Genomic DNA, 24,049 nt, shown 5'->3' with positions numbered 1-24,049 from the left:
CCCAGAACAGACCGGGGTGACGATGCCGGTTATCGACGGGAGCCAGACGATCCGGCTGGCTCCCAACTACTGGCCTTTCGTTGTCCCCGCACTCGTCGTCGTCGGCGCCGTCATCGTTTTCCCCTGGGCTTTCACCCTGTGGATGAGCGTCAATCGCTGGACGCTCGGCCAGTCGCGGAGCTTTGCCGGGATGGAAAACTATCTCCGCCTGGCCAGCGACCCACGTTTCTGGGAATCCCTTGTTCATACGTTGACCTACACCTTCCTCTCGGTTGCAGCGCCGATGCTGCTGGGCACTCTGGCCGCCCTGATCTTCGATGCCAGGTTTCCGCTGCGCGGCTTGCTGCGCGGCGTCTTCGTCATGCCGATGATGGCGACACCCGTTGCCGTCGCACTGGTTTGGACAATGATGTTCCATCCTCAGCTTGGCGTGCTCAACTACCTGCTGTCGCTGGTCGGCATCCCGGCCCAGGAATGGATATTCAACGCCAACACGGTCATCCCGTCGCTGGTTGCGGTCGAGACCTGGCAGTGGACGCCGCTGGTCATGCTGATCGTGCTTGGCGGGCTGGCCTCGGTGCCGCGCGAGCCCTTCGAAAGCGCCGAGATCGACGGCGCCAATGCCTGGCAGCAATTCCGCTATCTCACTCTGCCGATGATCGCGCCGTTCCTGATGATCGCGGTCATCATCCGCACCATCGATGCGCTGAAGAGCTTCGACATCATCTACGCGATGACCCAGGGCGGGCCGGGAACGGCGTCGGAGACCATCAACATCTATCTCTACAACACCGCCTTCTCCTACTACGATATCGGCTACGGCTCGGCCATGGCCGTGGTGTTCTTCATTGTCATCGTGGCCCTGTCGTTTGTCCTGCTGATGCTGCGCCAACGCTCGCAGTGGATCGATACGGAGGGCAAATAGATGAGTTCACGGCTGCTCAACCAGATCGGTCTGTTTTTCGCTGCCCTGGTTTTCGTCTCCCCGGCGATCCTGTTCTTCCTCTGGATGATCTCGCTGTCGCTGAAATTCGAGATCGACAACGGTGCCTATCCGCCGATCCTGATCCCCGAACGCTTCGCCTGGTCGAACTATGTAAAGGTGTTCGAGGAGAACAATTTCCTGCTCTATCTCTGGAATTCGGTGCTGGTGACCGGCACGGCGACCTTGCTGGCGCTGCTGATCGGCGTACCGGCCGGCTATGGCATCGCACGGCTCAAGGCTGAACGATCGGCGGTCGTCATCATGATCGCCCGAATGACACCTGGGCTATCCTATCTCATCCCGCTGTTTCTGCTGTTCCAATGGATCGGGATACTCGGCACGCTGTGGCCGCAGATCATCATCCATCTGGTGGTGACGGTGCCGATCGTGGTGTGGGTGATGATCGGTTATTTCGAGACCACGCCGATGGAACTAGAAGAGGCGGCCAACATCGACGGCGCCAGCTCCTGGCAGGTTTTCCGGCTGGTTGCCCTGCCCATCGCCAAGCCGGGCATCGTCGTCGCCTTCATCCTGTCCGTGATCTTCTCGTGGAACAATTTCGTCTTCGGCGTCGTGCTCGCCAGCCGTGAGACGCGCACACTACCGGTCGCCGTCTACAACATGCTGTCCTACGAGCAGGTCAGCTGGGGGCCGCTCGCCGCGGCGGCGCTGGTGGTGACGTTGCCAGTGCTGATCCTGACCATGTTCGCGCAAAGGCAGATCGTCGCGGGGCTGACCGCCGGCGCCGTCAAGGGCGGCTGAGGGCGCGTCCTGACATCACTCTTTTCCAGGAAAGATCCAATGGCATCGGTAACAATCAGCAACGTGCAGAAGGCCTTCGGGGCCACCAAGATCATTCACGACGTCAGCGTCGACATCGCCGACGGCGAATTCGTCATCCTGGTCGGCCCGTCGGGATGCGGAAAATCGACGCTGCTGCGCATGATCGCGGGCCTTGAAACGATCTCCGGCGGAAAGATCGCCATCGGCGAACGTATGGTCAACAATCTGCGCGCGCGGGACCGGAACATCGCCATGGTGTTCCAGAATTATGCGCTCTATCCGCATATGACCGTTGCCGACAATATGGGCTTTGCCCTCAAGATAAAGAAAGCCGACCCGACAGATACCGCTGGCCGGGTCAGGAAGGCAGCCGGCATCCTCGGCCTGGAAAAGCTGCTTGACCGCTATCCGCGCCAGCTTTCGGGCGGCCAGCGCCAGCGCGTCGCCATGGGCCGCGCGATCGTACGTGACCCGCAGGTCTTTCTGTTCGACGAGCCGCTCTCCAACCTCGACGCCAAGTTGCGCGTCCAGATGCGCGGCGAGATCAAGGCCCTGCACCAGCGGCTGGGTACCACGACGATCTATGTCACGCACGACCAGATCGAGGCCATGACGATGGCCGACAAGATCGTCGTGCTGCATGACGGCCTGGTCGAGCAGATCGGCGCGCCGCTGGACCTCTACGACCATCCGGCCAACCTCTTCGTTGCCGGTTTCATCGGCTCGCCCGCCATGAACTTCATTGCCGGCCGCATCGAGGAGGGCGTGTTCCGCAGCGCCGGCGGGTTGGTCCTGCCGTTGCCGGAAGGCGCCCAGCCCGCGGATGCCGCAGGACGCGAACTCGTCTACGGCATTCGCCCGGAACATATCCGGGCGACGGGGCAAGGCGTGCCGGGCACGATCACGCTTCTCGAGGCGACAGGCTCGGAAATCTTCGCCAGGGTCGACTGCTCCGGTGAAGAAATTTCCTGCCTTTTCCGAGAAAGGCTTGCGCTCAGGCAGGGCGAAGGGGTGCGGATCGAGATCGACCGCGCATGTGCGCATCTGTTCGACGCAGCAACCGGTCGGCGTATCTGACCCAATGGTCTGGTGAATGCGTGGTCGGCCTTAGGTCGGCAACGCGAATTCACCGGCGACTTCGATGGCGCGGCCTTCGCGGGCCGATCTCTGGGCGGGCGAGACCCATGACGACGGCCCACCAGCCGTCTTGCAAGGTCACTTCCACTTTGCCTTGTTCGCGCACCGCAGCGGTGAAGCGGGCATGCTCGAAATAGGTCGAACCGTTATGGTCGCCTGCCTCGAGCAGCCGGGGGTCGACGAGAATCTCCAGCAGTCGTGGTCCAGGCGGATTGCGCGGGCTGACGATCAACTGGGGCACTGGCGCAGGGCCGAAACGGCCTGGTCCGGGAACCAGACATTCGAACTTTCCGTCGCCGCCGACAGCGCAGAGTTGCTCCTGGTAGCGGCTGCCCTCGGCAAACATGCAGAGTTTCCAGCATGGCGCGCGCGCCGCGAGGGCGCTCTCTGCGATCATTGCTGCCACAGGATGATCCGGAAACGCTTCAAAGTGAATTTTCTCGTGGGCGGTCTTCGGCACTACGGAGATCCGCGCCGGATGTTCGCGCGCCTGAATCCGGCTGACCGACAATACGACCTGTGCTGAGGTTCAGTACGAACTACCGATCAGGGCAGATGGGATGTTCGTCCGCGTGATAGCGGCGAGGCGTGAAATCCGCGATCGTTCTGCAGTTCTGCTTTGCTGCAGAGCCGCAGCCCGACGGAGACGTTCTCGTGAACCTGTACTGCGCACCGTGCGTTTGCAGCCTTGCCGAACATCTCGCTCTTCGGGAGGCGGATACCTCCTTCGATAGCGAGCGCATCGACCGGGTGTCGAGGCAATCATGAGCCGAGCCCGCAAGATCGCAATCGCCATCGTCGCCCTTATGGTGATTCCAATGGCAGCTATTTGGAGCTGGCAATGGTTCACGCGGGGCCGGTTCGAGGAAACGACCGATAACGCCTATCTCCGCGGAGACATTACCAGCATCGCGCCGAAGCTCGCCGGTTACGTCGTCGAAGTCGACATAGACGACAATGCCAGTGTGTCAAAGGGTGCTGTCCTGTTTCGCATCGACGACAGCGACTACAAGGCCAAGGCAGAGCAGGCGAAAGCCAACGTCGCCGCCCGGCAGGCGGAAATCGCCAACATCAAGGCGATCCGTGAACTGCAGGACGCATTGATCGCGCAGGCTGAGGCGCAGAAGCAATCTGCCGCAGCCGACCTGCAATTCGCCCGCGCCAACCTGAACCGCTACGTCACGCTGCAGAAGAACGGGACCGCAAGCGATCAGAAGCTGCAGGATGCGCAGGCCGGCCATGACAAGGCAAAGGCATCGCTGGACGGTGCAGAGGCCAATCTGCTGGCTCAAAAATTGAAGCTCGGTGTCCTGGATGCACAGTTGTCCGGTGCGCAGGCAGCCCTGTCCCAGGCACAGGCAGCGCTCGACCTGGCAATGCTCGACCTGGCCAACACCGTCGTGAGGGCCCCGGTCGGCGGCATCGTCGGTAATCGCCAGATCCGTGTCGGCCGCTATGTCACCCCAGGGACAGCAGCCTTGGACATCGTTCCGGTTAACGATGTCTGGATCGTCGCCAACTTCAAGGAAACACAGCTGAAGCAGGTTGAGATCGGCCAACGGGTCCGCGTCATGGTTGATGAATATCCAGATCTGCAAATCGACGGCCTTGTCGACAGCTTCGCTCCCGGTAGCGGCGCGGCATTCAGCCTGCTGCCGCCGGACAACGCCACCGGAAACTTCATCCGCGTCGTCCAACGTGTGCCGGTCAAGATCAGGATGACGCGCAATCCGTTGCCCGGCCGCCTGGTTCCGGGACTCTCGGCTCGTGTTGCCATCACCGTCGGCACCAGGGATGCTCCGGCTGTAGCGCAGGAAATGCAGACAGGCGGGATTGCGGACGGGCGCTCAGCACAATGATGCACCTCGCCGAAACGGCGGCTGTGCAGCGCCATCCCGGTACATTGCGCGCTTGCTTGATAGCAACCGGCGTCGTGCTGGCCGCCTTCATGGACGCGGTCGCATCCACTGCACTGTCCATCGGCCGGATCGACATGCTCGGCGACACCTACGCAACGTTGGACGAACTGGCGATGATCGACGTTGTTTTCATCGCCGCCAAGCTGACGGCGTTCCTTGTCGCTCCGCTACTTGTGACGGCAGCCAGGCCGACCGCCTGCCTGCGCGCGGCGGTTGTCACCCTTCTGCTGGCATCCGCGGCCTTGACGTTGTCGGTGGACCTCACCTGGATTTGCATCTGCCGCCTTGTCCAAGGGCTGGCTGGCGGCACAGTTCTCGTCGCCGGCCAGACACTGCTGTTCTTTCGGTTCCCGCACCGGCATCAGCCGGTCGTTCAGGCGGTTTTTGCCGTAGGCGCCGTCATGGCTCCGACGACCGTCACGCCGGCCCTGCAGGGCTGGCTTGTCGACCATCTGACCTGGGAGTGGATATTCCTGAGCATCATTCCGCTCGGCATCGTCTCCCTTGTCCTGTTGGCGGCGGACGGCGATCGGACCTTTTGGCGGAAAACCAGGTTTCCTGCCGTCAGGATATTGTTGCTCGGCATCAGCGCCGCGCTTTTGACCTACGTCCTGCTGCAAGGCAGCAGGTTCAACTGGTTCGACGACACCGACATCACCTTCCTTGCCGCAACCGGTATGACGGCTGCCGGCCTCCTGGCCGTCTGGGAGACCCGCTTTCGTTCAGAAGGCTCACTGCTGGCCATCTCGCCCCTTGGCAATCCGGACTTTCGCTTTGGCCTTCTCGTCAGCTTCGTCGCCGGCTCTGCCCTTTCAGGCAGCGCCTATCTTATTCCGGCTTTTGCCCTCAACGTGCTCGATTTTACCGCGACGGGCGCAGGAGTGCTTCTGCTGCCCAGCGGAGCCATGCTCGCGCTTGGACTTCTGTTGTCCGGCTTCGTCATCCAAAGGACCGGGATGCGCCCGATCACGCTTGCGCCATTTGGCATTCTGCTCTTCGCAGGTGCCATGTGGCTGCTGTCCGCTTCGACGAGCGGTAGCGGATCACCGGACCTGACCCTTGCTCTGCTGCTGCGAGGATTCGGCCTCGGCCTTCTGTTCGTGGCACTGACGCTGGTTACGCTGCAGGGCCTTGCCGCCAATGCGTTGTCGTTTGGCATCGGGCTGTTCAACTTCGGCAAGCAGGTGGGCGGTCTGACCGGCACAGCCCTCTTGCAAACGTACATTGATCACCAGAATGTCCACAACCGGACGATACTGGCGTCCCACCTCGTCAATGGCGATCCAGCCGTAGACCAGCGCTTGAAAGCAACTGCGAACGCTCTGGCGAACAGTGTCGACAGCACTGCGGCGACAAAAGCCGCCCTGCCGCTGCTGCAGCGCGCGCTTGAGAAGCAGGTCGCCACGATCTCGTTCGACGAAGCTTTCTTCGCGCTCGTCCTGCTGTTCGCGGTCGCTGCGCCCTGTCTCATTGTCGCCAAACAATTGCTCGGCCGCCAAGCCGCTCCGCAGAACTAAAACCGCGTCCACGCCCTGTACTTTGGAACAGATGTATTGGTCGGGAGAGGCGTCCAGATTATCTCATGAGCCGTGTTAACCGGACGAGACAGGGATGACGAATGCAGAGGTTTTTCCGGTTTCACTCTGCAGCCGACGAAGAGGCAGCCGAGCGTCTTACCTGTCCGGCTCGTATTCCCAGTGGTAGGTGTTGATGCATCGATCCGCGTCGCTCCTCGCGCGAGGCCATCGTTAGGGCCCCCGCAGCGCGATAACTCCGCGCAATGCATGGATTTCCATGAGATGCAGCCGAGGCATGGCGGAACTAGATTTAGGCGGTGAGTTCGCCTGTCCAGATATTGAAAACAAGTGCTATATCAAGCGCTGACCGTCCCAAGGCTTTTTTGTCCGACAGGAGAAGCCAATGACAGCAGCGTCCAACTCACTTGACGAAATCGAGCCCGAAGCAACGCTAGCGCTGCAAATCATCGAGAGCATGCCCGGCCACGCGTGGGCAGCCGATGCCGCCGGAAGATTCACCTATGTCAGCCCAAACACGCTGGCGTTCCTCGGCAACATGCATGAGGATCTCAACACTTCCGAAGACGACGATGATTTCGGCTGGCGTCGAGCCGTCCATCCCGACGATTATGATCCCGTAGCCGCCAGATGGCGGCATTGCCTCGAAACCGGCGATCCCTATGATACCGAGCATCGCCTGCGGCGCGCCGATGGCGTCTATCGCTGGTTTCGAAGCTCAGGACGACCATTTCGCGATAGTCAGGGGCGCATCGTTCAATGGTACGGCACGACAATAGACATTGAGGACCAGAAACGGGCCGAGTCAGCATTGCGTGACCGGGAGCGGGAACTTTCGCAGCTCGTGGACATGGTCCCGAGTCACATCTGGCGGCTCGATCCCGACGGCGAGCCGATCTTCTTCAATGGGCGCATGGTCGACTTTCTCGGCCTCGATGTGGCGGATCTGGACCGACCGGGGATGAGCCGGCTGGCGGCGATGATACAGGCCGCCGTTCATCCGGACGACGCGGCAGCATTCGGCGATGCACTTCGTGGCTGCTTCGCTACCGGTGCGAGCTTCGCCATGCGCTATCGCCTGCGCCGTGCCGATGGCGTCTATCGCTGGATGTCGAGCCGGGCGGAGCCGATGCGCGATGGCGCTGGCCGCATCGTCCAGTGGTACGGCCTCTGTCACGACATAGACGATCAGATGCACGCCGAAGCGGCGTTGCGGCAGAGCGAGCAGCAACTTCAGCACATGATCGACGCCGTGCCGGTCCGCATCTGGAGTGTGATGCCGACCGGCTCGCCGGTCTACTTCAACAAGCGATACCAGGACCATTTCCGCTCCGTTATCGCGAACTTTGACGCGCTCGGCGAGCCGGGAATCGAAACGTTGCTGCACGAGGTGATTCATCCCGAAGATGCGCCCGAGGTGCAGCGCACGTTGCTGAGGTGTTTCGAAACTGGCGGCGGCTCCGCGATGCGGTTTCGCTGGCGCGAAAAAGACGGCACCTATCGCTGGGCTGAGTGCAGGATCGAGCCGCGACGCGATGACGACGGAACGGTCGTGCAGTGGTACGGGGTTTCTCTCGACATCGACGATGAGGTGCGCGCGCAGGCGGCGTTGCGCAAAAGTGAGCGGCGCCTTCAGCAGCTGATCGACACCGTGCCCGCTTTGATCTGGAGTACGACACGGGAAGGGACGCCTTCCTACGTCAACAAACGGTTCACCGATGTAACCGGGGCCACGCTCCACGACATCACCGCCCCGGACGGCTCGCCGTCGCTGAGCGTGATCCATCCAGACGATATCGACACCGCACGGCAGGCGATCCGCCATTCATTCGCAACGGGCGTGCCTTACGTTCAGAGATATCGCCAGAGGCGGGCCGACGGCCGCTATCGCTGGACCGAGACTCGCGCCGAGCCGCTGCGCGACGAAGATGGCAGCATTCTCCAATGGTACGGCGTGAGCGTCGACATCCATGACCTGGTGACCACGCAAGCCGCGTTGCACGACCGGGAACGAGAGCTCTCGCAACTCGTCAACATGGTTCCGAGCTACCTCTGGCGGCTGTCTCCCAACGGTGAGCCGAGCTTCTTCAACAAGCGCCTGATAGATTTTCTCGGCCTGGACATAGCGGACGCGGAAAAGCCGAACACGAGCCGGCTGGCGGCCTTCATTGCCACCGTCGTCCATCCCGACGATGCAGCCAGCCTGAGGGAAGCACTCGACAGCTGCTTTGCCACCGGCGAGCGATTCTTCATGAAGTATCGCCTGCGCCGTGCCGATGGCGTTTATCGTTGGATGGAGGGCCGCGCGGAGCCGCTGCGGGACCAGGGTGGACGCATCGTCCAATGGTACGGCCTTACGCACGACATCGACGATCAGCTGCGCGTCGAAGAGGCGCTGCGCGAGAGAGAACGGGCTCTCTGGCAGCTCGTTGAAACGCTGCCGGCAATGATCGATTGCGCCGCGCCGGATGGCGAACCGATATATCGCAGCCAGCAGCTCCGCGAATTCCTCGGATACAATCTTGAGGAATTGGACGAAGCGGGAAAGTCCCGGCTGGCTGGCACACTCGACGCCGGTGTTCATCCCGACGACCTGACAGGTGTCAAAGAGAGATATGCCCATTGTCTGTCCACAGGCGAGCCGTATGCGCGACGGCACCGTCTGCGGCGCTTCGATGGTGAATATCGCTGGGTCGAGACGCGCGCCGCGCCGATGCGCAACGCTGAAGGCGCCATAGTGCAGTGGAACGTTATCTGCCTCGACATCGAAAATGAGGTGCAGACACAAGAGGAGCTTCGGCTGGCACAAGAGAGACTTGCGCGTGCGAGCCAGGCGGCGAGCCTTGCCGAACTCTCCGCATCCATCGCTCATGAGGTGAACCAGCCGCTGGCCGCCATCGTCGCCAACTCCAACGCATGCCACCGTTGGCTGTCCGCCGAGCCCCCGAACGTCGAGCGCGCGAAGATCACGGCCGAGCGTATCATCCGCGATGCCAACTCGGCGGCGGATGTCGTCAGCCGCATCCGTGCCTTGTTCAGACCTTCGCTTGAAATGAGAACCAGCACGCCGATCCCCAGCGTCGTTGCCGAAGCACGTGACCTTATGGCCGAGGAAGCCATGCGGCGTCGCGTTCGCATGGACATCGACGTCGAAAGCAACCTTCCGCTGGTTGCGTTCGATCGCGTCCAGATCCAGCAGGTCCTGGTCAACCTCATTCGCAACGGCATGGAGGCGATGGACACCACGGCGGGCGACAAGGTTCTTGCAATGCGCGTGCGCCGGATAGAGGACACGATCCAGACCGAGGTTCGCGACCGAGGCCCGGGTATCGAACGTCCCAACAAGATATTCGAGCCGTTCTTTACAACGAAAGGGAACGGAATGGGCATGGGGCTCGCGATCTCCCGTTCGATCATCGAGTCTCACGGCGGACGCCTTTGGGCGGAGAATAGCGTGCCGCGTGGGGCGATATTCATCTTCACCCTCCCGGTTGAAGCGAAAGCTGCGCAATAACTGGCGGCGCTCAGTAAGCGCTTGGTTTTTCGGCTCTCGGTGAAGGGGCGCCGCCGCCCCGTGCAATGCATGGATTTCCATGAGGTGCGGTTGGGGCGTGGCGGGATTAGGGTGGCGACGTGAGTCCGTCAGCCCAGTCCAGCTATCAAGAGCAAGTGCTACACGAAGCGCCGACAATCTCCAGAGTTTGTTTGTCCGTTAGGGGCACCCGATGACGATAGCGCCCAACTCACTTGGCGAGACCGATTCCAGCGCAACGCTCGCGTTAGCGCATGACTTGAACCGATCCGGACCGGGAAGTGGCCGACCTTTCGCGACGAATGAACCGGGCCTGATTCGCGGCAACATGATCAGCGATCTTGGAAGAGGCAGGTTGTCGCGCGTCTGGTCGCACCGTCCCCAATTCCTGCATCTGGGGCTTTTTATTACGGCCTATGTCCTGGGCTGCGGCTTCGCCCAGTCGCTCGCAATCATACCTGGAACAGGGATTTCCATTTGGCCTCCGAGCGGGCTTTTCATCGCTACTCTTGTCTTCGCCTCCAGGTATAGCTGGCCGTGGTGGGTGCTGGGGGCCTGTGTGGCAGAACTGTTCAGCAACTTCTTGTGGTTCCACACTCCGCTGCCCGCGGCCTTCCTGATCTTTGCCGGCAACGCTCTTGAAGCGGTGGCCGGCGCATGGCTTGTGAACCAGACCTGCCAGCGCCCAGTTCGGCTGGAAACGTTGCGGGACGTTCTCGCATTCGTCGTACTGGCCGCTGGAATTGCGCCAGTTGCAAGCGCAACGGTGGGAAGTGCGGCGCTTGCTTGGTTTGGCATACAATCGCAAACCTTTGTGACGGCTTGGCCGCTGTGGTGGATCGGAGACGCGACGGGAGTCCTGATCGTAGCGCCACTGGCGCTGGTCGTGTTCCAGAACTGGCGCGGAAAAGCGCAGCTCTCGGCGGCGCGATGGATGGAAGCTTGCGTCCTGGGGCTGATCTTTCTTGGTATCGCCGCCCTTTCCTTGAGCGGCTATCTGCCCTTCGCCTACATCATCATGCCGCCTCTTCTTTGGGCCGCGGTGCGTTTTGAGTTCAGAGGCGCCGCCGTAGCATTGACCGTCCTCGCTCTGATCACGGCGGTATTCACGATATCCGGCGCCAGCCAATTTGCCGGCGATCCTGAGTCCCAGAAGCACAACCAGATCATGCTGCAGCTTTTTCTGGCCATCTCTGCATTTTCGGCGCTCGTCGTGGCCGCCATTTCCAGGCAGCATCAGGCGGCGGTGCTCACTTTGCGCCAAAGCGTGGAGACCTTGCGGGAGCGGGAGCGAGAACTCTCGTTGCTGGTCGAAATGATCCCCGCTCACATCGCCCGTATGGCGCCCAACGGCGAACCGACCTTCTTCAGCAAGCGCACGACAGACTATATCGGCCTCAACGACATCGCGGACTGGGACGAGCCGGGCACGAGCCGCCTGGCGACCGTGGTCGCGGCAGCCGTCCATCCCGACGATGGACCCAGGATGAGAGAATGGCTCAGCCGCTCGCTCGCCACCGGCGAACCCTATCCCATAAGGTATCGCCTGCGTCGCGCGGACGGCGTGTACCGCTGGAGGGAGGGCCGCGCCGAGCCGCTGCGGAACCAGAGTGGGGCGATCGTGCAATGGTACACGGCCAGCATCGACATCGACGATGAGGTGCGTGCGCAGGAGGCATTGCGCGACCGGGAGCGGGAACTCTCGCAGCTTGTCGACATGGTTCCGAGCCACGTTTGGCGCCTGACGCCGGACGGCGAGCCGACCTTTTTCAACAAGCGAATGGTCGACTTTCTCGGCCTTGACGTAACGGATTTGGACAAACAGGGCATCAGCCGGCTGGCGGCGATGATAGCGGCCATCGTCCATCCGGACGACGCAGCAGCATTCGGCGATACGCTCAGTCACTGCCTCGCCACCGGTGAGCGCTTCTCCATGAGGTATCGCTTGCGCCGCGCCGATGGCATCTATCACTGGATGTCGAGCCGGGCGGAGCCGATGCGCGATCACGCTGGCCTGATCGCGCAGTGGTACGGCCTCTGTCACGACATAGACGATCAGATGCAAGCCGAAGAGGCCCTGCGGCGGAGCGAATTGCAGCTTCAGCAGATGATCGACGCTGTGCCGGTCCGCATTTGGAGCGCGGTGCCGACCGGCGGGCCGGTCTATTTCAACAAGCGATACCAGGACCATTTCCGCGCCGTCATCGCCAATTTCGAAACACTCGGAGAGCCGCGCATCGAGGAATTGCTGCAAGAACTGGTTCATCCCGAAGATGCTCCCGAGGTGCTGCGCACGTTGCTGAGCTGTTTCGAAACAGGCGGCGGTTCCGCGATGCGGTTTCGCTGGCGCGAAACAGATGGCTATCGCTGGGCGGAGTGCAGGGTGGAGCCGCGGCGTGATGAAGACGGGGCGGTTGTGCAATGGTACGGGGTTTCCCTCGACATCGACGAAGAGGTGCGCGCCCAGGAAGCGCTGCGACAAGCCTCCGACAAACTCGCGCAAGCCACTCAGGCTGCAAGTCTCGCCGAGCTTTCCGCTTCGATCGCGCACGAGGTGAATCAGCCGCTGGCCGCGATCGTCGCCAATTCCCATGCATGCCACCGTTGGCTGTCCGCCGCCCCTCCGAACGTCGAACGCGCGAAGATTACGGCCGAGCGCATAATCCGGGACGCCAATTCGGCGGCGGACGTCGTCAGCCGCATCCGCGCGCTGTTCAAGCAATCCACCGAGACGAGGACCAATGCGACGCTCAGCAGTGTCATCGCAGAGGCACGCGACCTCGTGGCCGAGGAAGCGATGCGGCGGGGCGTTCGCACCAGCGTTGATGTCGGAAGCGACAGTCCGCTAGTCGCGTTCGATCGCGTCCAAATCCAGCAGGTTCTGGTCAATCTCATCCGCAACGGCATGGAGGCGATGGACTCTGGTGCGGATGACGGAGTTATCAGCATCCGCGTGCGCCATATCGGGGATGTTGTCCAGACCGAAGTCAGAGATCGCGGCCGGGGCGTCGAGTTTCCCGACCGGATATTCGAACCGTTCTTTACCACGAAAGAGCAAGGGATGGGCATGGGACTGGCGATCTGCCGTTCGATCATCGAGTCGCACAGCGGGCGTTTATGGGTCGAGAAGAACGAACCACGTGGAGCGACGTTTATCTTCACGTTGCCGATTGAAGCGAAAGCGGCGTCATGACGACGGACGGCCAAATTGTCTTCATCGTAGATGACGATGAACGCATCCGGGAGGCGCTCAGTGAGCTGCTGGCTGCACACGGCATGTGTGCCGTAGCGTTCGGATCGGCGGGCGATTATATCCGCGCTGACAAGCCGGACGTCCCTGCCTGCCTCATCCTCGATATCGAGTTGCCGGATATTAACGGCCTCGATCTGCAGCGGCAGATTGCCGAGGGCGATCATCCGCCGATCGTTTTCCTGACGGGACATGGCGATATCCCGTCCTCGGTGCGTGCGATCAAGCACGGCGCCGTGGATTTCCTGACTAAGCCCTTCAGCGATGCAGACCTCATGGCCGCAATCCATGCGGCGATTGCCCAGGATCGGGTACAGCGATCGGAGCGCGCCGAGCTGGGCGTGTTGAAGCAACGTTATCTCGAGCTGACGCCGCGCGAACGTGAGGTGCTGCCGCTGGTGGTCAGCGGCCTGCTCAACAAGCAGGCCGCCGCTGAACTGGGGATCAGCGAAGTTACGCTGGAAATTCATAGAAGGAACGTCATGCAGAAGATGGTCGCGGCGTCGCTCGCCGACCTCGTTCGCATCGCCGAGCGATTGGGAATACCGATCACGCACTCGCGCCGGGCAGGGGGGAACTGAGGGTGAGCAAGCGGAGGCCTGTCGTGGCGATTGTCGACGATGACCCAAGACTGCTCGAGTCGCTGGAGGACCTTCTGGAGTCCGCCGGCTATGTGGCCCGCAGCTTCTCGTCGGCAGGGTCGTTGCTGGTCAGCGGCCTGTCTGGATTGGACATGCTTATCACCGACATCGGGATGCCCGGCATGGACGGCTTTGAACTTCGCGACTTGGTCAAGAAGGCGCGTCCGGATCTGCCTGTGTTCCTGATCACAGGCCGCCACGAGATAGTGGATCAGCACCGCGCCAAGGGCATTGGCAGGCTTTTCCGCAAGCCGTTCGATGGCCAGGCACTGCTTGCGGCGATCGGCGACGCTTTGCGCAACCCAGAAACGGAGGCTAAACATGAGAGTTGACCAATTGCCCTTACCGAGATCGACGCCGTCATCACAGCAGCGAAGGGCTGAAGCCGAGCAGCCGCTGGTCATTATTGTCGATGATGATGCCTCTGTTCGGGAGGCGCTGTCTGAATTGATCCTGTCGGCGGGTTTCCTGCCGGTGTGCTTTACCTCAACCCGTGAATTGCTTGACGCCGACGTGTTGGAGAGCCCCGGCTGCTTGATCCTCGACGTGCGCATGCCAGGGACGAGCGGTCTCGATCTGCAGCACCATCTTGCGAAAAACGGCAACCCCAAACCCATCATCTTCCTGACCGGGCATGGCGACATCCCGATGACTGTCCAGGCGATGAAGGCCGGCGCCGTGGACTTTCTCACCAAACCGGTGCGGGATCAGACGCTGCTTGACGCTGTGATCGCCGGCATTGCGGTGGATGCCAAGCGGCGGGCGGATGCCGTGATCGTCAAGCGCAACATCGAGCGCGTCGAGACGCTGACGCCGCGCGAGCGCGAGGTCCTGCGTGAAGTGGCGCGCGGGCGCCTCAACAAGCAGATCGCCTTCGACCTCGGCATCAGTGAAGTGACGGTCAAGCTTCACCGCGGCAATGTCATGCGCAAGATGGAAGCCGCTTCCATCGGTGAGCTGATCCGGGCGTGGGAAACGCTGCCCGCGCCGATGCGCGAGGTCTAGAATTTGGCACAAGCCGATCCATGCCCCATCCAATAGGATCGCCCGGCGCGCCGGGCCATTTCAGGTGCTTTCTCAGCGCGCCCAGGCCTTCCTGCCTGTTGATACGCTCGTGCTGCTGCGGGTGATCCTGATGTACATCGGTGGTCCTGTTTGGTGTTTCGCGGCAAGGCCCGCGCCAAACATCGGTTACTACTGAGCGGCGCTCTTTGGCAGCGCCAGCCTGACCGAAAAACTCGCAACATTTCATGCAACAGCAACTGACGCCGGCCATGCCGCGTCGGTCCCCGCGCCGCTACCCAAGCCTAATTGACGTGTGTCTATAAGAGCTTGCCTTAGCCCGGCCCTATCTTCGGCGTGCCTGCCCTGCACCTTGGCATCGTATGACAGATGCCTCCGTAGAGTAGGTTCGCGGCCCGGATCGGTGCATCCTGTTCCTCGCAAGTCATCACGACCGTCGCGTTTCTACCGCTCCTCGCTCGCTCCTCCCCGAACGCGACCGCTCAGGCCGACTCGACGGTCGTGATGGTGAGCAGGATGTTCAAAGCACATGGATGGACATGATGAACAAAGACGGACTTTTCTCCGTCGGCGGATCTCGCCGCGATGTCATGTTGGCAGACCTGATCTCTACGGCAGCCGCCGGACTGCCCCGCGCTGCTTCGGCAACGAGCCGAAAACAAAACCTTCCCTCTTCCCCCTCAATCAAAGGAACCAAGACGATGAGCACCATCACGACCAAGGATGGCACCGAAATCTACTACAAGGATTGGGGCAAGGGTCCTGTCGTCACGTTTTCGCATGGCTGGCCGCTGAATTCCGACGCCTGGGACGGCCAGATGCTCTTTCTTGCCCATAACGGCTTTCGCGTCGTTGCGCATGACCGGCGCGGCCATGGCCGATCGAGCCAGGCCACGTCCGGCAACGACATGAACGGCTATGCGGATGATCTTGCAGCCGTGATTGAGGCGCTGGATCTCCGGAACGCCACGCTGGTCGGCCATTCGACCGGAGGAGGCGAGGTTGCTCGCTATATCGGACGGCACGGGACGAAGCGGGTGGCCAAGGCTGTTCTTATCGCCGCTGTTCCGCCGATCATGGTGAAGACGCCGGCCAATCCGGAAGGCCTGCCGATCGAGGTATTCGACGGCATAAGGGCTGGCCTCGTCAAGGATCGGTCACAGTACTACCGGGACCTCGCACCGTTGTTTTATGGCGCGAACAGGCCAGGCGCCAAGGTTTCCCAGGGGACTCTGGATCAGTTCTGGCTCTGGAGTATGCAGGCGGGTCTCGTGAACGCGTACGAAAGCGTCAAGGCGTTCTCCGAGACCGATTTTACCGAGGACCTCAAGAAGTTCGACGTGCCAACCCTCGTCCTGCATGGCGAAGACGACCAGATCGTCCCCGTCAAGGACTCGGCAGTCAAGTCGGCCCGATTGATCAAAGGCGCAAAGGATATCTATTACCCCGGCGCGCCCCACGGGATCACGGCCACGCACCAAGATCAGGTCAATGCTGACCTGCTCGCCTTCATCAAAGGATAGCACACCCTCAGTCACGACCGCATGTTCTCCGCAATCCTTGGAGCCGCCGATGACCACCTTTGGCAATATTTCGCGCGCCCTTAACCGCATTTCGGGTGGCGCGCCAGGTCAAACCTTGTGCGCTCGCATAGGCGAGCGGTGGCCTGAATGCCGGTTCTGTCGGCTCATGTCCCGGATTGTGGAACCGAACCACTGCGCCATCGAGTTAGAGCGCTGGCAAAGGCGCGAAACATATGCTGCGATAGGGCTGCCATTCGAGCAACTTCGCCTGTGCAGCGCGGAGGCGATCGCCGGCGTTCGACACTACGTCGCGCTGTCGGGGGTCGCCGCCGCGCGCTTGTTCTGCCTTGAAGGCCAAAGCGCTCCTCCAAAACGTCAAACTGGCTAAGCGCCGGGAGTTTATCAATCGGTAGCCGTTTGCGATTGCCGCTCATTTTGGCGGTCTCAATTCGGCGTGAAATTTTCTTGGCCAGCAGTTGCGACTATCGCAGCAGCACCGGCACTATTTTTCGAAGACAGGAACGAAATGGGCGCACTATCAGGCAAGATCGCGGTGGTCACCGGCGGAAACAGCGGGATCGGACTATCGGCTGCAAAAATCTTTGCGGCCGAGGGCGCGCAAGTCGTCATTACCGGCCGCCGGCGGCAGGCGGTCGAGGAAGCGGTCGCACAGATCGGGGCAGGCGCGCTGGGCATTCAGGGAAATGTGGCCGACGTGTCGCACCATGACGAGGTAGCGCAACAGATCCGCCAGAGGTTCGGGGCGCTCGACATCTATATGGCGAACGCCGGCATAAACACCATCACGCACTCGACCGACGTCTCCGAGGCAGAATATGATGCGCAATTTGCCGTCAATACGCGAGGCGTCTTCTTCGGCGTCCAGAAACTGATTCTGTCATGCGGAATGGCGGCGCAATCATCCTCACAGGCTCGCTGGCCAGCGAGAAGGTGCTGGACGGTCATGCTGTTTACGCGGGCTCGAAGGCGGCCATAAATGCCTTTGCGCGCGGTTGGGCGATCGAACTGAAGTCTCGCGGCATCCGGGTCAACGTGCTCAGCCCAGGTCCGGTGGATACGGCTATTCTCGATAAGCTAGGCGTACCGTTTGAGCAGCGCGGGCTGTTTGAAAAGGCGATGGCGGAGGCAATACCCTTGGGCCGGATGGGGCAGCCGGAAGAGCTGGCAAAAGCCGCCCTGTTCCTTGCCTCGGACGCGAGCAGTTTCGTAACGGGCATCAATCTGCGGGTCGACGGCGGGATGGCAGTGCTCTGAGCCACGACCGCGATGTCGTCGCGCCAATAGACTTCCGAATAAATGGCTGAGCAATCGGTCTTCCTCACGACGATTTTCCGGGAAGCTGCCGCGCGAATCCCGCCAAATAGGTCGGAGGCGAGACGTTTTGTCGACGTGGCGCAAATTGAGCCACGTAAGCAGCAAGTCGCATTGCAGGGATCGACGCGCAAGAGAGAAGTCGGCTCGCCGATACGGCGGAAGGACCGAGGTCTCGCCCCGGTCCTTCAATTTTCTGTAGGTCGGGATCAGTGACCCCAGATGCCCTGGCCATATTCATCGTTGGGAACAGTCGGCTTGCGTACGGTTTTCGGCACCCCGATATCATTGTTCATTTTTTTGATCGAGGATGTATACATGTTGTAAGACGCAGTCGCAGGCTGCTGGGATCCGTTTGATCCATAGTGGTCGCTTCCGGCAGTGGCGCTTCCTGCTGTAATAACAAGCACGGCGACAGCAAGGACTGTCATTTTCATTTCAGTAACTCCATTGATGGCTTGGATGGTATTCACCCATACAAATATAAATGTCGTGACGCAGCGACACGATCAGACGGTCCGGCTGTTTGATCCATACGAAGGCATTGGGCGATTCAGGCCGAAGGCCAGGGACTATGTCGTTGACGAGAGGAGGCTTTGCGGCGCGCCCTCAGTGTCTGTTCCGGCGACCGCCGACAATGCACACCCGGCATAGATACCTCAATTATGCTGCAGGGCACCTGATCTCCCCGGTGACCTACCCTGCACCTTGGCATTGTATGACAGACCCTTCCGCACAATAGGTTGGCGGGCTGCGTCGGCGCATTCTCCTGAGCATTGGTCACCACAGGCCACACGGGAGAAAGCAAATGCGAAACATAACTCGAGTCCTGGCCCTCACCGCAGCGCTTGCCGCGTCGGGCGGCGGGATGGCGCAGGCCGCGAATTCTCAGCCCAAGCCGACGATCGTACTGGTGCACGGCGCCTTCGCGGAATCGTCGAGCTGGGATGCAGTCATCACCAAGCTCAGCAAAGACGGTTATGTGGCGATAGCCGCAGCTAATCCGCTCCGCGGCGTTGCCAGCGATGCGAAAGCAGTCTCAGCCATCGTCCGGTCGGTTTCGGGGCCGGTCGTGCTGGTGGGGCATTCCTATGGCGGGCCCGTCATCACCGAGGCCGCCAATGGCAATCCCAATGTGAAGGCGTTGGTCTACGTGGCGGGTTTCGCGCCCGATACGGGCGAATCGAGCCTTACGTTGTCCAGCATGTTTCCCGGTAGCACCTTGGGGAGCGCGCTTGCTCCAGTCGCGTTGCCGGACGGCGGACAAGACCTCTTCATCGAGCCGGCCAAGTTCCGCGCGCAGTTCGCCGCCGACGTTTCGCAAGAGCAGACTTTGCTGATGGCTGCCACTCAACGCCCTGTTGCGCAGGCGGCTCTGGCTGAAGCCTCGGGCGTCGCCTCATGGAAGACGCTGCCGTCCTACGTGATCTATGGCTCGGATGACCGCAACATCCCGGCAGCCGTCATGAGCTTCATGGCCGAGCGTGCGCACGCGGTAAAGACCGTCGTCATCGAGGGTGCGTCCCACGCGCTCATGGTTTCGCATCCCGACGAGGTCACGTCACTCATCGAGGATGCTGCTGCATCGGTCAGTCAGTAGCAGGCCGGAAACGCCCAGCATACGATCGAGCAACGAAAATAGACACGCAACACCAGGAGACTAGACATGAAGATCGTCGTGATCGGCGGAACCGGGCTGATCGGTTCAAAGACCGTGGAGAGACTGCGAAACAAAGGCCACGACGTACTTGCGGCGTCGCCGAATTCGGGCGTCAACACCGTTACGGGAGAGGGTCTGGCGGCCGCGCTTGCCGGTGCGCAGGTCGTCGTCGACCTCGCGAACTCGCCGTCGTTCGAGGAAAAGGCTGCCCTGGAGTTCTTCTCGGCATCCGGGCGTAATCTTTTTGCCGCCGAAACGGCCGCCGGCGTCCGTCATCACGTGGCGCTGTCGGTCGTCGGTACCGACCGGCTGCAGGGCATGGGCTATTTCCGCGGCAAGTTGCTTCAGGAAAAGCTGATCAGGGAGTCCGGAATTCCCTACACCATCGTTCACGCCACTCAATTCTTCGAATTCACCGCCGCCATCGCAAACACGGGCGCCGTCGGGGATACCATTCATATGTCGCCGGCCTACTTCCAACCCATGGCGGCTGATAATGTTGCCGATGCGATGGCGGACGTCGCGCTTGCCGCGCCGTTGAACGGCATGATCGAAATTGCCGGCCCGGAGCGTGTTCGCATGAGCGAACTTGTCGAGCGCTTCCTGAAGGCCACCAACGACCCGCGTAAAGTCGTCCCGGATTCCGGCGCGCTCTACTACGGCCAAGTGGCAATCGACGATCGAACGCTGGTGCCCGGCGAGAACGCGCGCATCGGCGCCGTGCGTTTCGATGATTGGCTCAGCCGATACACACCACCGAAGTAAGTAGTCATCGGATAGGCCCGCCATTCGCACAACAAGGAGACCAGACATGATCAAAACACTTCTCTGCGCCGCGCTCACCTCCGCTTCCGTCACCGCAGCAATGGCCAATGACGCCGCCAGCGTGAAGCTTGTCTACGACCAGGCTCTGCCAAACGTGCCCGGCAAGAGCATGAAAGCCGTGCTCGTCGAGTACGCGCCTGGGGGTACGTCGCCGGCTCATACCCATCCCAAATCCGCGTTCATCTATGCCACGGTCCTGGAGGGGGCGATCCGAAGCCAGGTCAACGACGGGCCGGTGAAGACTTATCGCGCCGGCGAGAGTTTCTCGGAATTCCCTGGCGACCGTCATGCCGTCAGCGAAAACGCCAGCAAGACGGAAGGCGCTCGTCTGCTTGCTATTTTCGTCGTCGACACCAGCGAGACGGAACTGACGACGAACGCGAAATGAAATCGTAGCCCCCAGGACCATCGGGGCGTACGCGAAGGGACGGTCAGTGACATGAATTCGATCGCCATCCGCACACTTGCGGGGATTTTGGTCCCCGATACTCCGCTTGTTGGCCGAGCGATCGAACATGCCCGCGCTCGATGTGAACCCTACCTGTTCAACCACGTGGTCCGATCCTGGCTTTTCGCGGCCCGGATCGGACAGATTCAGAATATCCAGCACGACGCGGAGGTTGTTGCGGTTGCAACCCTGTTGCATGACGTCACGCTCAATGAGGACTTCGCCGGGCCGCGCCGTTTCGAAGTGGAAGGCGCCGATCTCGCCCGCGCCTTCGTTCGGGAGGGCGGCTTCGACGAGCGGCGCGCCCAATTGATCTGGGACAGCGTCGCCCTCAACTCGACGCCGTCGATCGGCCTCTACAAGGAGGCTGAGGTGGCGCTGTGCACAGCCGGCATCTGCCTCGATGTCGTCGGCTTGCAATACAGCCTCGTTTCGTCAGCCGAGATTGCAAAGATCGTTGGCGAATTTCCGCGCCTCGGGATGAAGCGGCGGATGACGCGATGCTTTTGCCATATCGCCGAGATCAGGCCCGAAACCACCTACGACAACTTTGCCCGGGACTTCGGCGAGCGCTTTGTTTCAGGCTACAAGGCGACTTCGGCAGTTGATCTTGTGATGAACGCTCCCTTTGAAGAGTGAGGGCAGTTTCGATCCAGGTTCTATCGACACCGGTCGGTTCAGCCTTGCCCTTCAAGTGACCCAAACGCTGTGCGTCTGTCGGATGCATGCGGCAAAGCGAATTGCCGAGGGCAGCGGTCAGGTGCCAATTTCCACCTCCTATACTTCGGTTTAGGCGCCCCAACCCAATCGAGTGGCAATACATATCATCGGCACGATAGCAACAGTTCGTCTCACCGGTCATCCTTACGGTGCAATGGATTGCAAACACCTCAAGGAGATAAGTAATGAATATTGCAGCGCCACCGGTCGCTCCGAAAGGAAAAGCCGTCGCCCAACGCGCGAGTTATGCGGAGCAGTCGCCGGAACTTCTGAAGAAATTTATTGAATTTCTTGGTGCGACGCGAGAGGGGTCGATCGAAGAGCCAATCCGCGACCTTGTTGCAGTCCGAGCCGCGCAGCTGAACGGGTGCACCTTCTGCCTCGATATGCACGTCAAACAGGCGAAGATCCATGGCGAGCGCGAACTGCGCCTTTACCACCTGGCAGCCTGGCGGGATTCGACCTTGTTCGTTCCTCGCGAGCGCGCAGCCTTGGCATGGACGGAAGTCTTGACCAAGCTGCCCGAGCAGGGTGTCCCCGACGAGATCTACGATCGGGTCAGGTCGCAGCTTTCCGAGAAGGAAATCTCCGATCTGACCTTCGTTGTCATGGCGGTCAACTCTTGGAACCGTCTGAACATCGGCTTCAAACCCGTCCCGGGCTCGGGCGATGCGAAGTTTGGCCTGAGCAAAGCAGCACTGAGCTAATCTTTGGAATGGGTCAGAATGGCGCTTGTTTGCGCGCCATTCTGACTGGCCGGACGAAGGCGCCGAGCTCGGCGACCAACACTGGAACCGATCCCAGCCCCGCGGCCGCGGCCGCGAGGCGCTCTCAGGAGGGCGTCATGCGAATTGACAGTCTGCATCCAGTAATATCGGCCCGTCTCATGGTGGTCGATGTCGACGCTCCACTCCGCAGTGCGGCACTCTCACTTTCCAGGCCCGCAATAGGCCTGGTCGTGGTGTGCCACGGCAGTGGGGAGGCGGCAGGCGTGCTGAGCAAGTCCGACCTTGTCCGCCATCTGGCGAATTCAGGGCCAACAGAAGCGCCGATTGCGGCATTGATGAGCCGGTCCATCGTGTCCTGTGGTCCCGATGATGATCTTCATTCAGTCTGGCAGACCATGGCCGCGCAAGGCCTGCAGAATGTGCCGGTGCTCGGGGCCGACTCGAAACCGCTAGGCGTCCTCGATATCCGTGATGCGATGAAGGCGCTCTTCAAACAAGAGGAACTGCAGGAACGGCTGCTTGCCAACTACATCAGCGGGATCGGCTATCAATAGAGCATCGTCTCGCGATTGAATATACGGAAGTATGTATCGGCCCGCGATCCGAGCATCCAAGCGGCTCCGGCGCTCGGGCCTGTAATAGCCGGCGCCAAGACGGCTTTGGAGCGGGCTGGTGGCCTTGTCCGGCAAACCATCAGCCTGGCCCGAGAGAGCCACGCGGAAATCGAATACACAAACGTAGGTGCTTGCCTGGCTGAGATCGAAACCCTCGTACGGAGCGCCTTGGATGCCAATTTCGGTCTTGAGCTTCGGGTTGGATCCGACCTGCCTTTGGTGAGATGCGATCGCTTTGGATTGCAAAATGCGGTTCTGAATCTTCTGTTCAACGCGCGCGATGCAATGCCTGACGGCGGTTTCATCTCGATCGATGCCGGCTTGGCCTCTGAAAACTCTGCCGCCGGTCAGGTAGACATCCGCGTCGCGGACAACGGTATCGGGATGACCAGCGAGACGATGGTCTGCGCCTTCGATCCGTTCTTCACCACCAAAAGCGAAGGCCTCGGCGGCGTCGGTTTGCCGATGGTGAAGCACTTTGCCGAGCAATCAGGCGGAAGCATCGACATTCAGAGCACACTTGGGGCAGGCACGACCGTCACTCTGCGGTTGCCTGCGATGCGATAGCGGCCCGCCAATCTGCCTCCGTGACAAATCTGACATACAATCGAGAGATAAAGATGGATGCACAAGTCGTCGAAAACGTCCAACAGCACCGTTTCGAGCTGCCGATCGCCGGCGATATGTTTGCGGCGGCCTATTATTGGCTCGAGGGCGGGAAGGTTGCGCTGATACACACCGAAGTCCCGTCGGAATTTTCCGGACAAGGGATCGCGTCGCAATTGGCCCAAGGAACCTTCGAACTGCTCCGCAAGACCGGCCGTAAAGCGATCTTGAAATGTCCCTTCATGAGCCGCTTTTTCGCCAAGCACCCGGACTATGCAGATGTCGTCGGCGGCTAGTCATGGGCACGAATGTTGAGGGTTTCCCAAGGATCTATCCAAATGCCTGACGAGTATGATTTGCAGAGATTCGTCAGCGCACAGGATCCGGTCTACGACGACGCGCTGGCCATTCTACGTCGAGGGATGATGTGCACTCCCTACATGGAGTTCATCTTCCCAAGGTTGGCCACAAGGCGAAGTGGTACAGCGCCTGAGCCATATGCAATCACATCGCTTGACGAAGCCAGCGCCTATCTCTCGTTTCCGATCCTCGGAGGCCGTTATCGGGAATGCGTTGGCACCCTGCAGCGGCTCTCCGGCCTAAGCGCTCGCGCTGTCTTCGGTGACGTTGATGCGAAGAAGTTGCACGCGTCCCTCACGCTGTTTTCCGAAGCAAGCAACGACGAGTTCCTGCTCGAGACAATCTTCGACGTCTGGTTCGACGGTTTGCTCGATGAGGAAACGATGAACGATCTCTACCTGATGTCGTAGTGGTCTGCCTGCGCCACC

The 24,049-nt window shown here is 60.8% G+C and carries 23 protein-coding genes and 1 pseudogene; 22 read left to right on the top strand and 2 right to left on the bottom strand.

The window, feature by feature from the left end; all coding sequences use genetic code 11:
- Positions 1–22 precede the first annotated feature (22 nt).
- From NKH90_RS14345 to NKH90_RS14335, 3 genes are read left to right on the top strand one after another with little or no spacing between them, the layout of a single operon-like run.
- On the top strand, positions 23–925 hold the full coding sequence (locus tag NKH90_RS14345) for a carbohydrate ABC transporter permease (protein WP_245274609.1): 903 nt from the start codon (positions 23–25) through the stop codon (positions 923–925).
- Entirely contained in the window at positions 926–1,747 is an 822-nt protein-coding gene (locus NKH90_RS14340; RefSeq protein WP_023674179.1) for a carbohydrate ABC transporter permease, read from the top strand.
- A gap of 39 nt (positions 1,748–1,786) precedes the next feature.
- A complete protein-coding gene (locus NKH90_RS14335; RefSeq protein ID WP_352819886.1) occupies positions 1,787–2,845 on the top strand; it encodes an ABC transporter ATP-binding protein in 1,059 nt (352 codons plus the stop codon).
- Positions 2,846–2,894: 49 nt separating this feature from the next.
- Here the strand turns inward: NKH90_RS14335 and NKH90_RS14330 are convergent, their stop codons facing one another.
- Positions 2,895–3,251, bottom strand: coding sequence for a hypothetical protein (locus tag NKH90_RS14330; RefSeq protein WP_352771653.1), 357 nt, complete (start codon positions 3,249–3,251; stop codon positions 2,895–2,897).
- Positions 3,252–3,669: 418 nt separating this feature from the next.
- On the opposite strand from NKH90_RS14330, the gene NKH90_RS14325 reads away from it, so the two are divergent.
- From NKH90_RS14325 to NKH90_RS14280, 10 genes and pseudogenes are all read left to right on the top strand, one after another.
- On the top strand, positions 3,670–4,764 hold the full coding sequence (locus tag NKH90_RS14325) for an HlyD family secretion protein (RefSeq protein ID WP_352819885.1): 1,095 nt from the start codon (positions 3,670–3,672) through the stop codon (positions 4,762–4,764).
- Between the two features lie 74 nt (positions 4,765–4,838).
- Complete coding sequence (locus tag NKH90_RS14320; protein WP_352819884.1) at positions 4,839–6,341, top strand: MFS transporter; 1,503 nt, start codon at positions 4,839–4,841, stop codon at positions 6,339–6,341.
- Positions 6,342–6,744: 403 nt separating this feature from the next.
- The gene (locus NKH90_RS14315) at positions 6,745–9,873 is read left to right on the top strand and encodes a PAS domain-containing protein (protein WP_352819883.1); all 3,129 of its coding nucleotides are present in this window, start codon (positions 6,745–6,747) and stop codon (positions 9,871–9,873) included.
- Positions 9,874–10,219: 346 nt separating this feature from the next.
- On the top strand, positions 10,220–13,084 hold the full coding sequence (locus NKH90_RS14310; protein ID WP_502898840.1) for a sensor histidine kinase: 2,865 nt from the start codon (positions 10,220–10,222) through the stop codon (positions 13,082–13,084).
- Positions 13,081–13,722: a response regulator transcription factor gene (locus NKH90_RS14305; protein WP_352470618.1), complete on the top strand. Its 642-nt coding sequence runs from the start codon at positions 13,081–13,083 to the stop codon at positions 13,720–13,722. The genes NKH90_RS14310 and NKH90_RS14305 overlap by 4 nt, the downstream gene beginning before the upstream one ends.
- 2 nt (positions 13,723–13,724) lie before the next feature.
- Positions 13,725–14,114 carry a response regulator gene (locus NKH90_RS14300; RefSeq protein WP_352470617.1) on the top strand — a complete coding sequence of 130 codons (390 nt, stop codon included), beginning with the start codon at positions 13,725–13,727 and terminating at the stop codon, positions 14,112–14,114.
- Positions 14,104–14,787 carry a response regulator transcription factor gene (locus NKH90_RS14295; RefSeq protein WP_031211078.1) on the top strand — a complete coding sequence of 228 codons (684 nt, stop codon included), beginning with the start codon at positions 14,104–14,106 and terminating at the stop codon, positions 14,785–14,787. The genes NKH90_RS14300 and NKH90_RS14295 overlap by 11 nt, the downstream gene beginning before the upstream one ends.
- 557 nt (positions 14,788–15,344) lie before the next feature.
- A complete protein-coding gene (locus NKH90_RS14290) occupies positions 15,345–16,328 on the top strand; it encodes an alpha/beta fold hydrolase (RefSeq protein ID WP_502898839.1) in 984 nt (327 codons plus the stop codon).
- Positions 16,329–16,377: 49 nt separating this feature from the next.
- Entirely contained in the window at positions 16,378–16,716 is a 339-nt protein-coding gene (locus tag NKH90_RS14285) for a hypothetical protein (RefSeq protein WP_352819881.1), read from the top strand.
- A gap of 138 nt (positions 16,717–16,854) precedes the next feature.
- Positions 16,855–17,603: pseudogene (locus tag NKH90_RS14280) on the top strand (SDR family NAD(P)-dependent oxidoreductase).
- 266 nt (positions 17,604–17,869) lie between these two features.
- Here the strand turns inward: NKH90_RS14280 and NKH90_RS14275 are convergent.
- Positions 17,870–18,097, bottom strand: a complete 228-nt coding sequence (locus tag NKH90_RS14275) for a DUF680 domain-containing protein (RefSeq protein WP_352612459.1) — start codon at positions 18,095–18,097, stop codon at positions 17,870–17,872.
- Between the two features lie 371 nt (positions 18,098–18,468).
- Here NKH90_RS14275 and NKH90_RS14270 point away from each other — a divergent pair, with 371 nt between their 5' ends.
- The 9 genes from NKH90_RS14270 (at position 18,469) to NKH90_RS14230 (ending at position 24,031) form a co-directional block, all read left to right on the top strand.
- Positions 18,469–19,260, top strand: a complete 792-nt coding sequence (locus tag NKH90_RS14270) for an alpha/beta fold hydrolase (protein ID WP_352819880.1) — start codon at positions 18,469–18,471, stop codon at positions 19,258–19,260.
- A 66-nt stretch (positions 19,261–19,326) separates the two neighbouring features.
- Positions 19,327–20,085 (top strand): SDR family oxidoreductase, encoded by a 759-nt coding sequence (locus NKH90_RS14265; RefSeq protein ID WP_352768650.1) that lies wholly within the window; start codon positions 19,327–19,329, stop codon positions 20,083–20,085.
- 46 nt (positions 20,086–20,131) lie between these two features.
- Positions 20,132–20,533, top strand: a complete 402-nt coding sequence (locus NKH90_RS14260) for a cupin domain-containing protein (protein WP_352449836.1) — start codon at positions 20,132–20,134, stop codon at positions 20,531–20,533.
- 252 nt (positions 20,534–20,785) lie between these two features.
- Entirely contained in the window at positions 20,786–21,232 is a 447-nt protein-coding gene (locus NKH90_RS14255; RefSeq protein ID WP_352612463.1) for a hypothetical protein, read from the top strand.
- 266 nt (positions 21,233–21,498) lie between these two features.
- A complete protein-coding gene (locus NKH90_RS14250; protein ID WP_352449835.1) occupies positions 21,499–22,020 on the top strand; it encodes a carboxymuconolactone decarboxylase family protein in 522 nt (173 codons plus the stop codon).
- A 137-nt stretch (positions 22,021–22,157) separates the two neighbouring features.
- On the top strand, positions 22,158–22,595 hold the full coding sequence (locus tag NKH90_RS14245; protein ID WP_352455793.1) for a CBS domain-containing protein: 438 nt from the start codon (positions 22,158–22,160) through the stop codon (positions 22,593–22,595).
- Between the two features lie 228 nt (positions 22,596–22,823).
- Positions 22,824–23,222 carry a sensor histidine kinase gene (locus tag NKH90_RS14240; protein ID WP_352819879.1) on the top strand — a complete coding sequence of 133 codons (399 nt, stop codon included), beginning with the start codon at positions 22,824–22,826 and terminating at the stop codon, positions 23,220–23,222.
- Between the two features lie 53 nt (positions 23,223–23,275).
- Positions 23,276–23,557, top strand: a complete 282-nt coding sequence (locus NKH90_RS14235; protein ID WP_352819878.1) for a GNAT family N-acetyltransferase — start codon at positions 23,276–23,278, stop codon at positions 23,555–23,557.
- Positions 23,558–23,599: 42 nt separating this feature from the next.
- Positions 23,600–24,031, top strand: coding sequence for a DUF1810 domain-containing protein (locus NKH90_RS14230; RefSeq protein ID WP_352592508.1), 432 nt, complete (start codon positions 23,600–23,602; stop codon positions 24,029–24,031).
- Positions 24,032–24,049: the final 18 nt, after the last annotated feature.

Source organism: Mesorhizobium sp. M0898 (assembly GCF_040319695.1).
Classification (GTDB): Bacteria; Pseudomonadota; Alphaproteobacteria; order Rhizobiales; family Rhizobiaceae; genus Mesorhizobium.
This window is presented reverse-complemented; position numbering and strand designations above follow the sequence as displayed.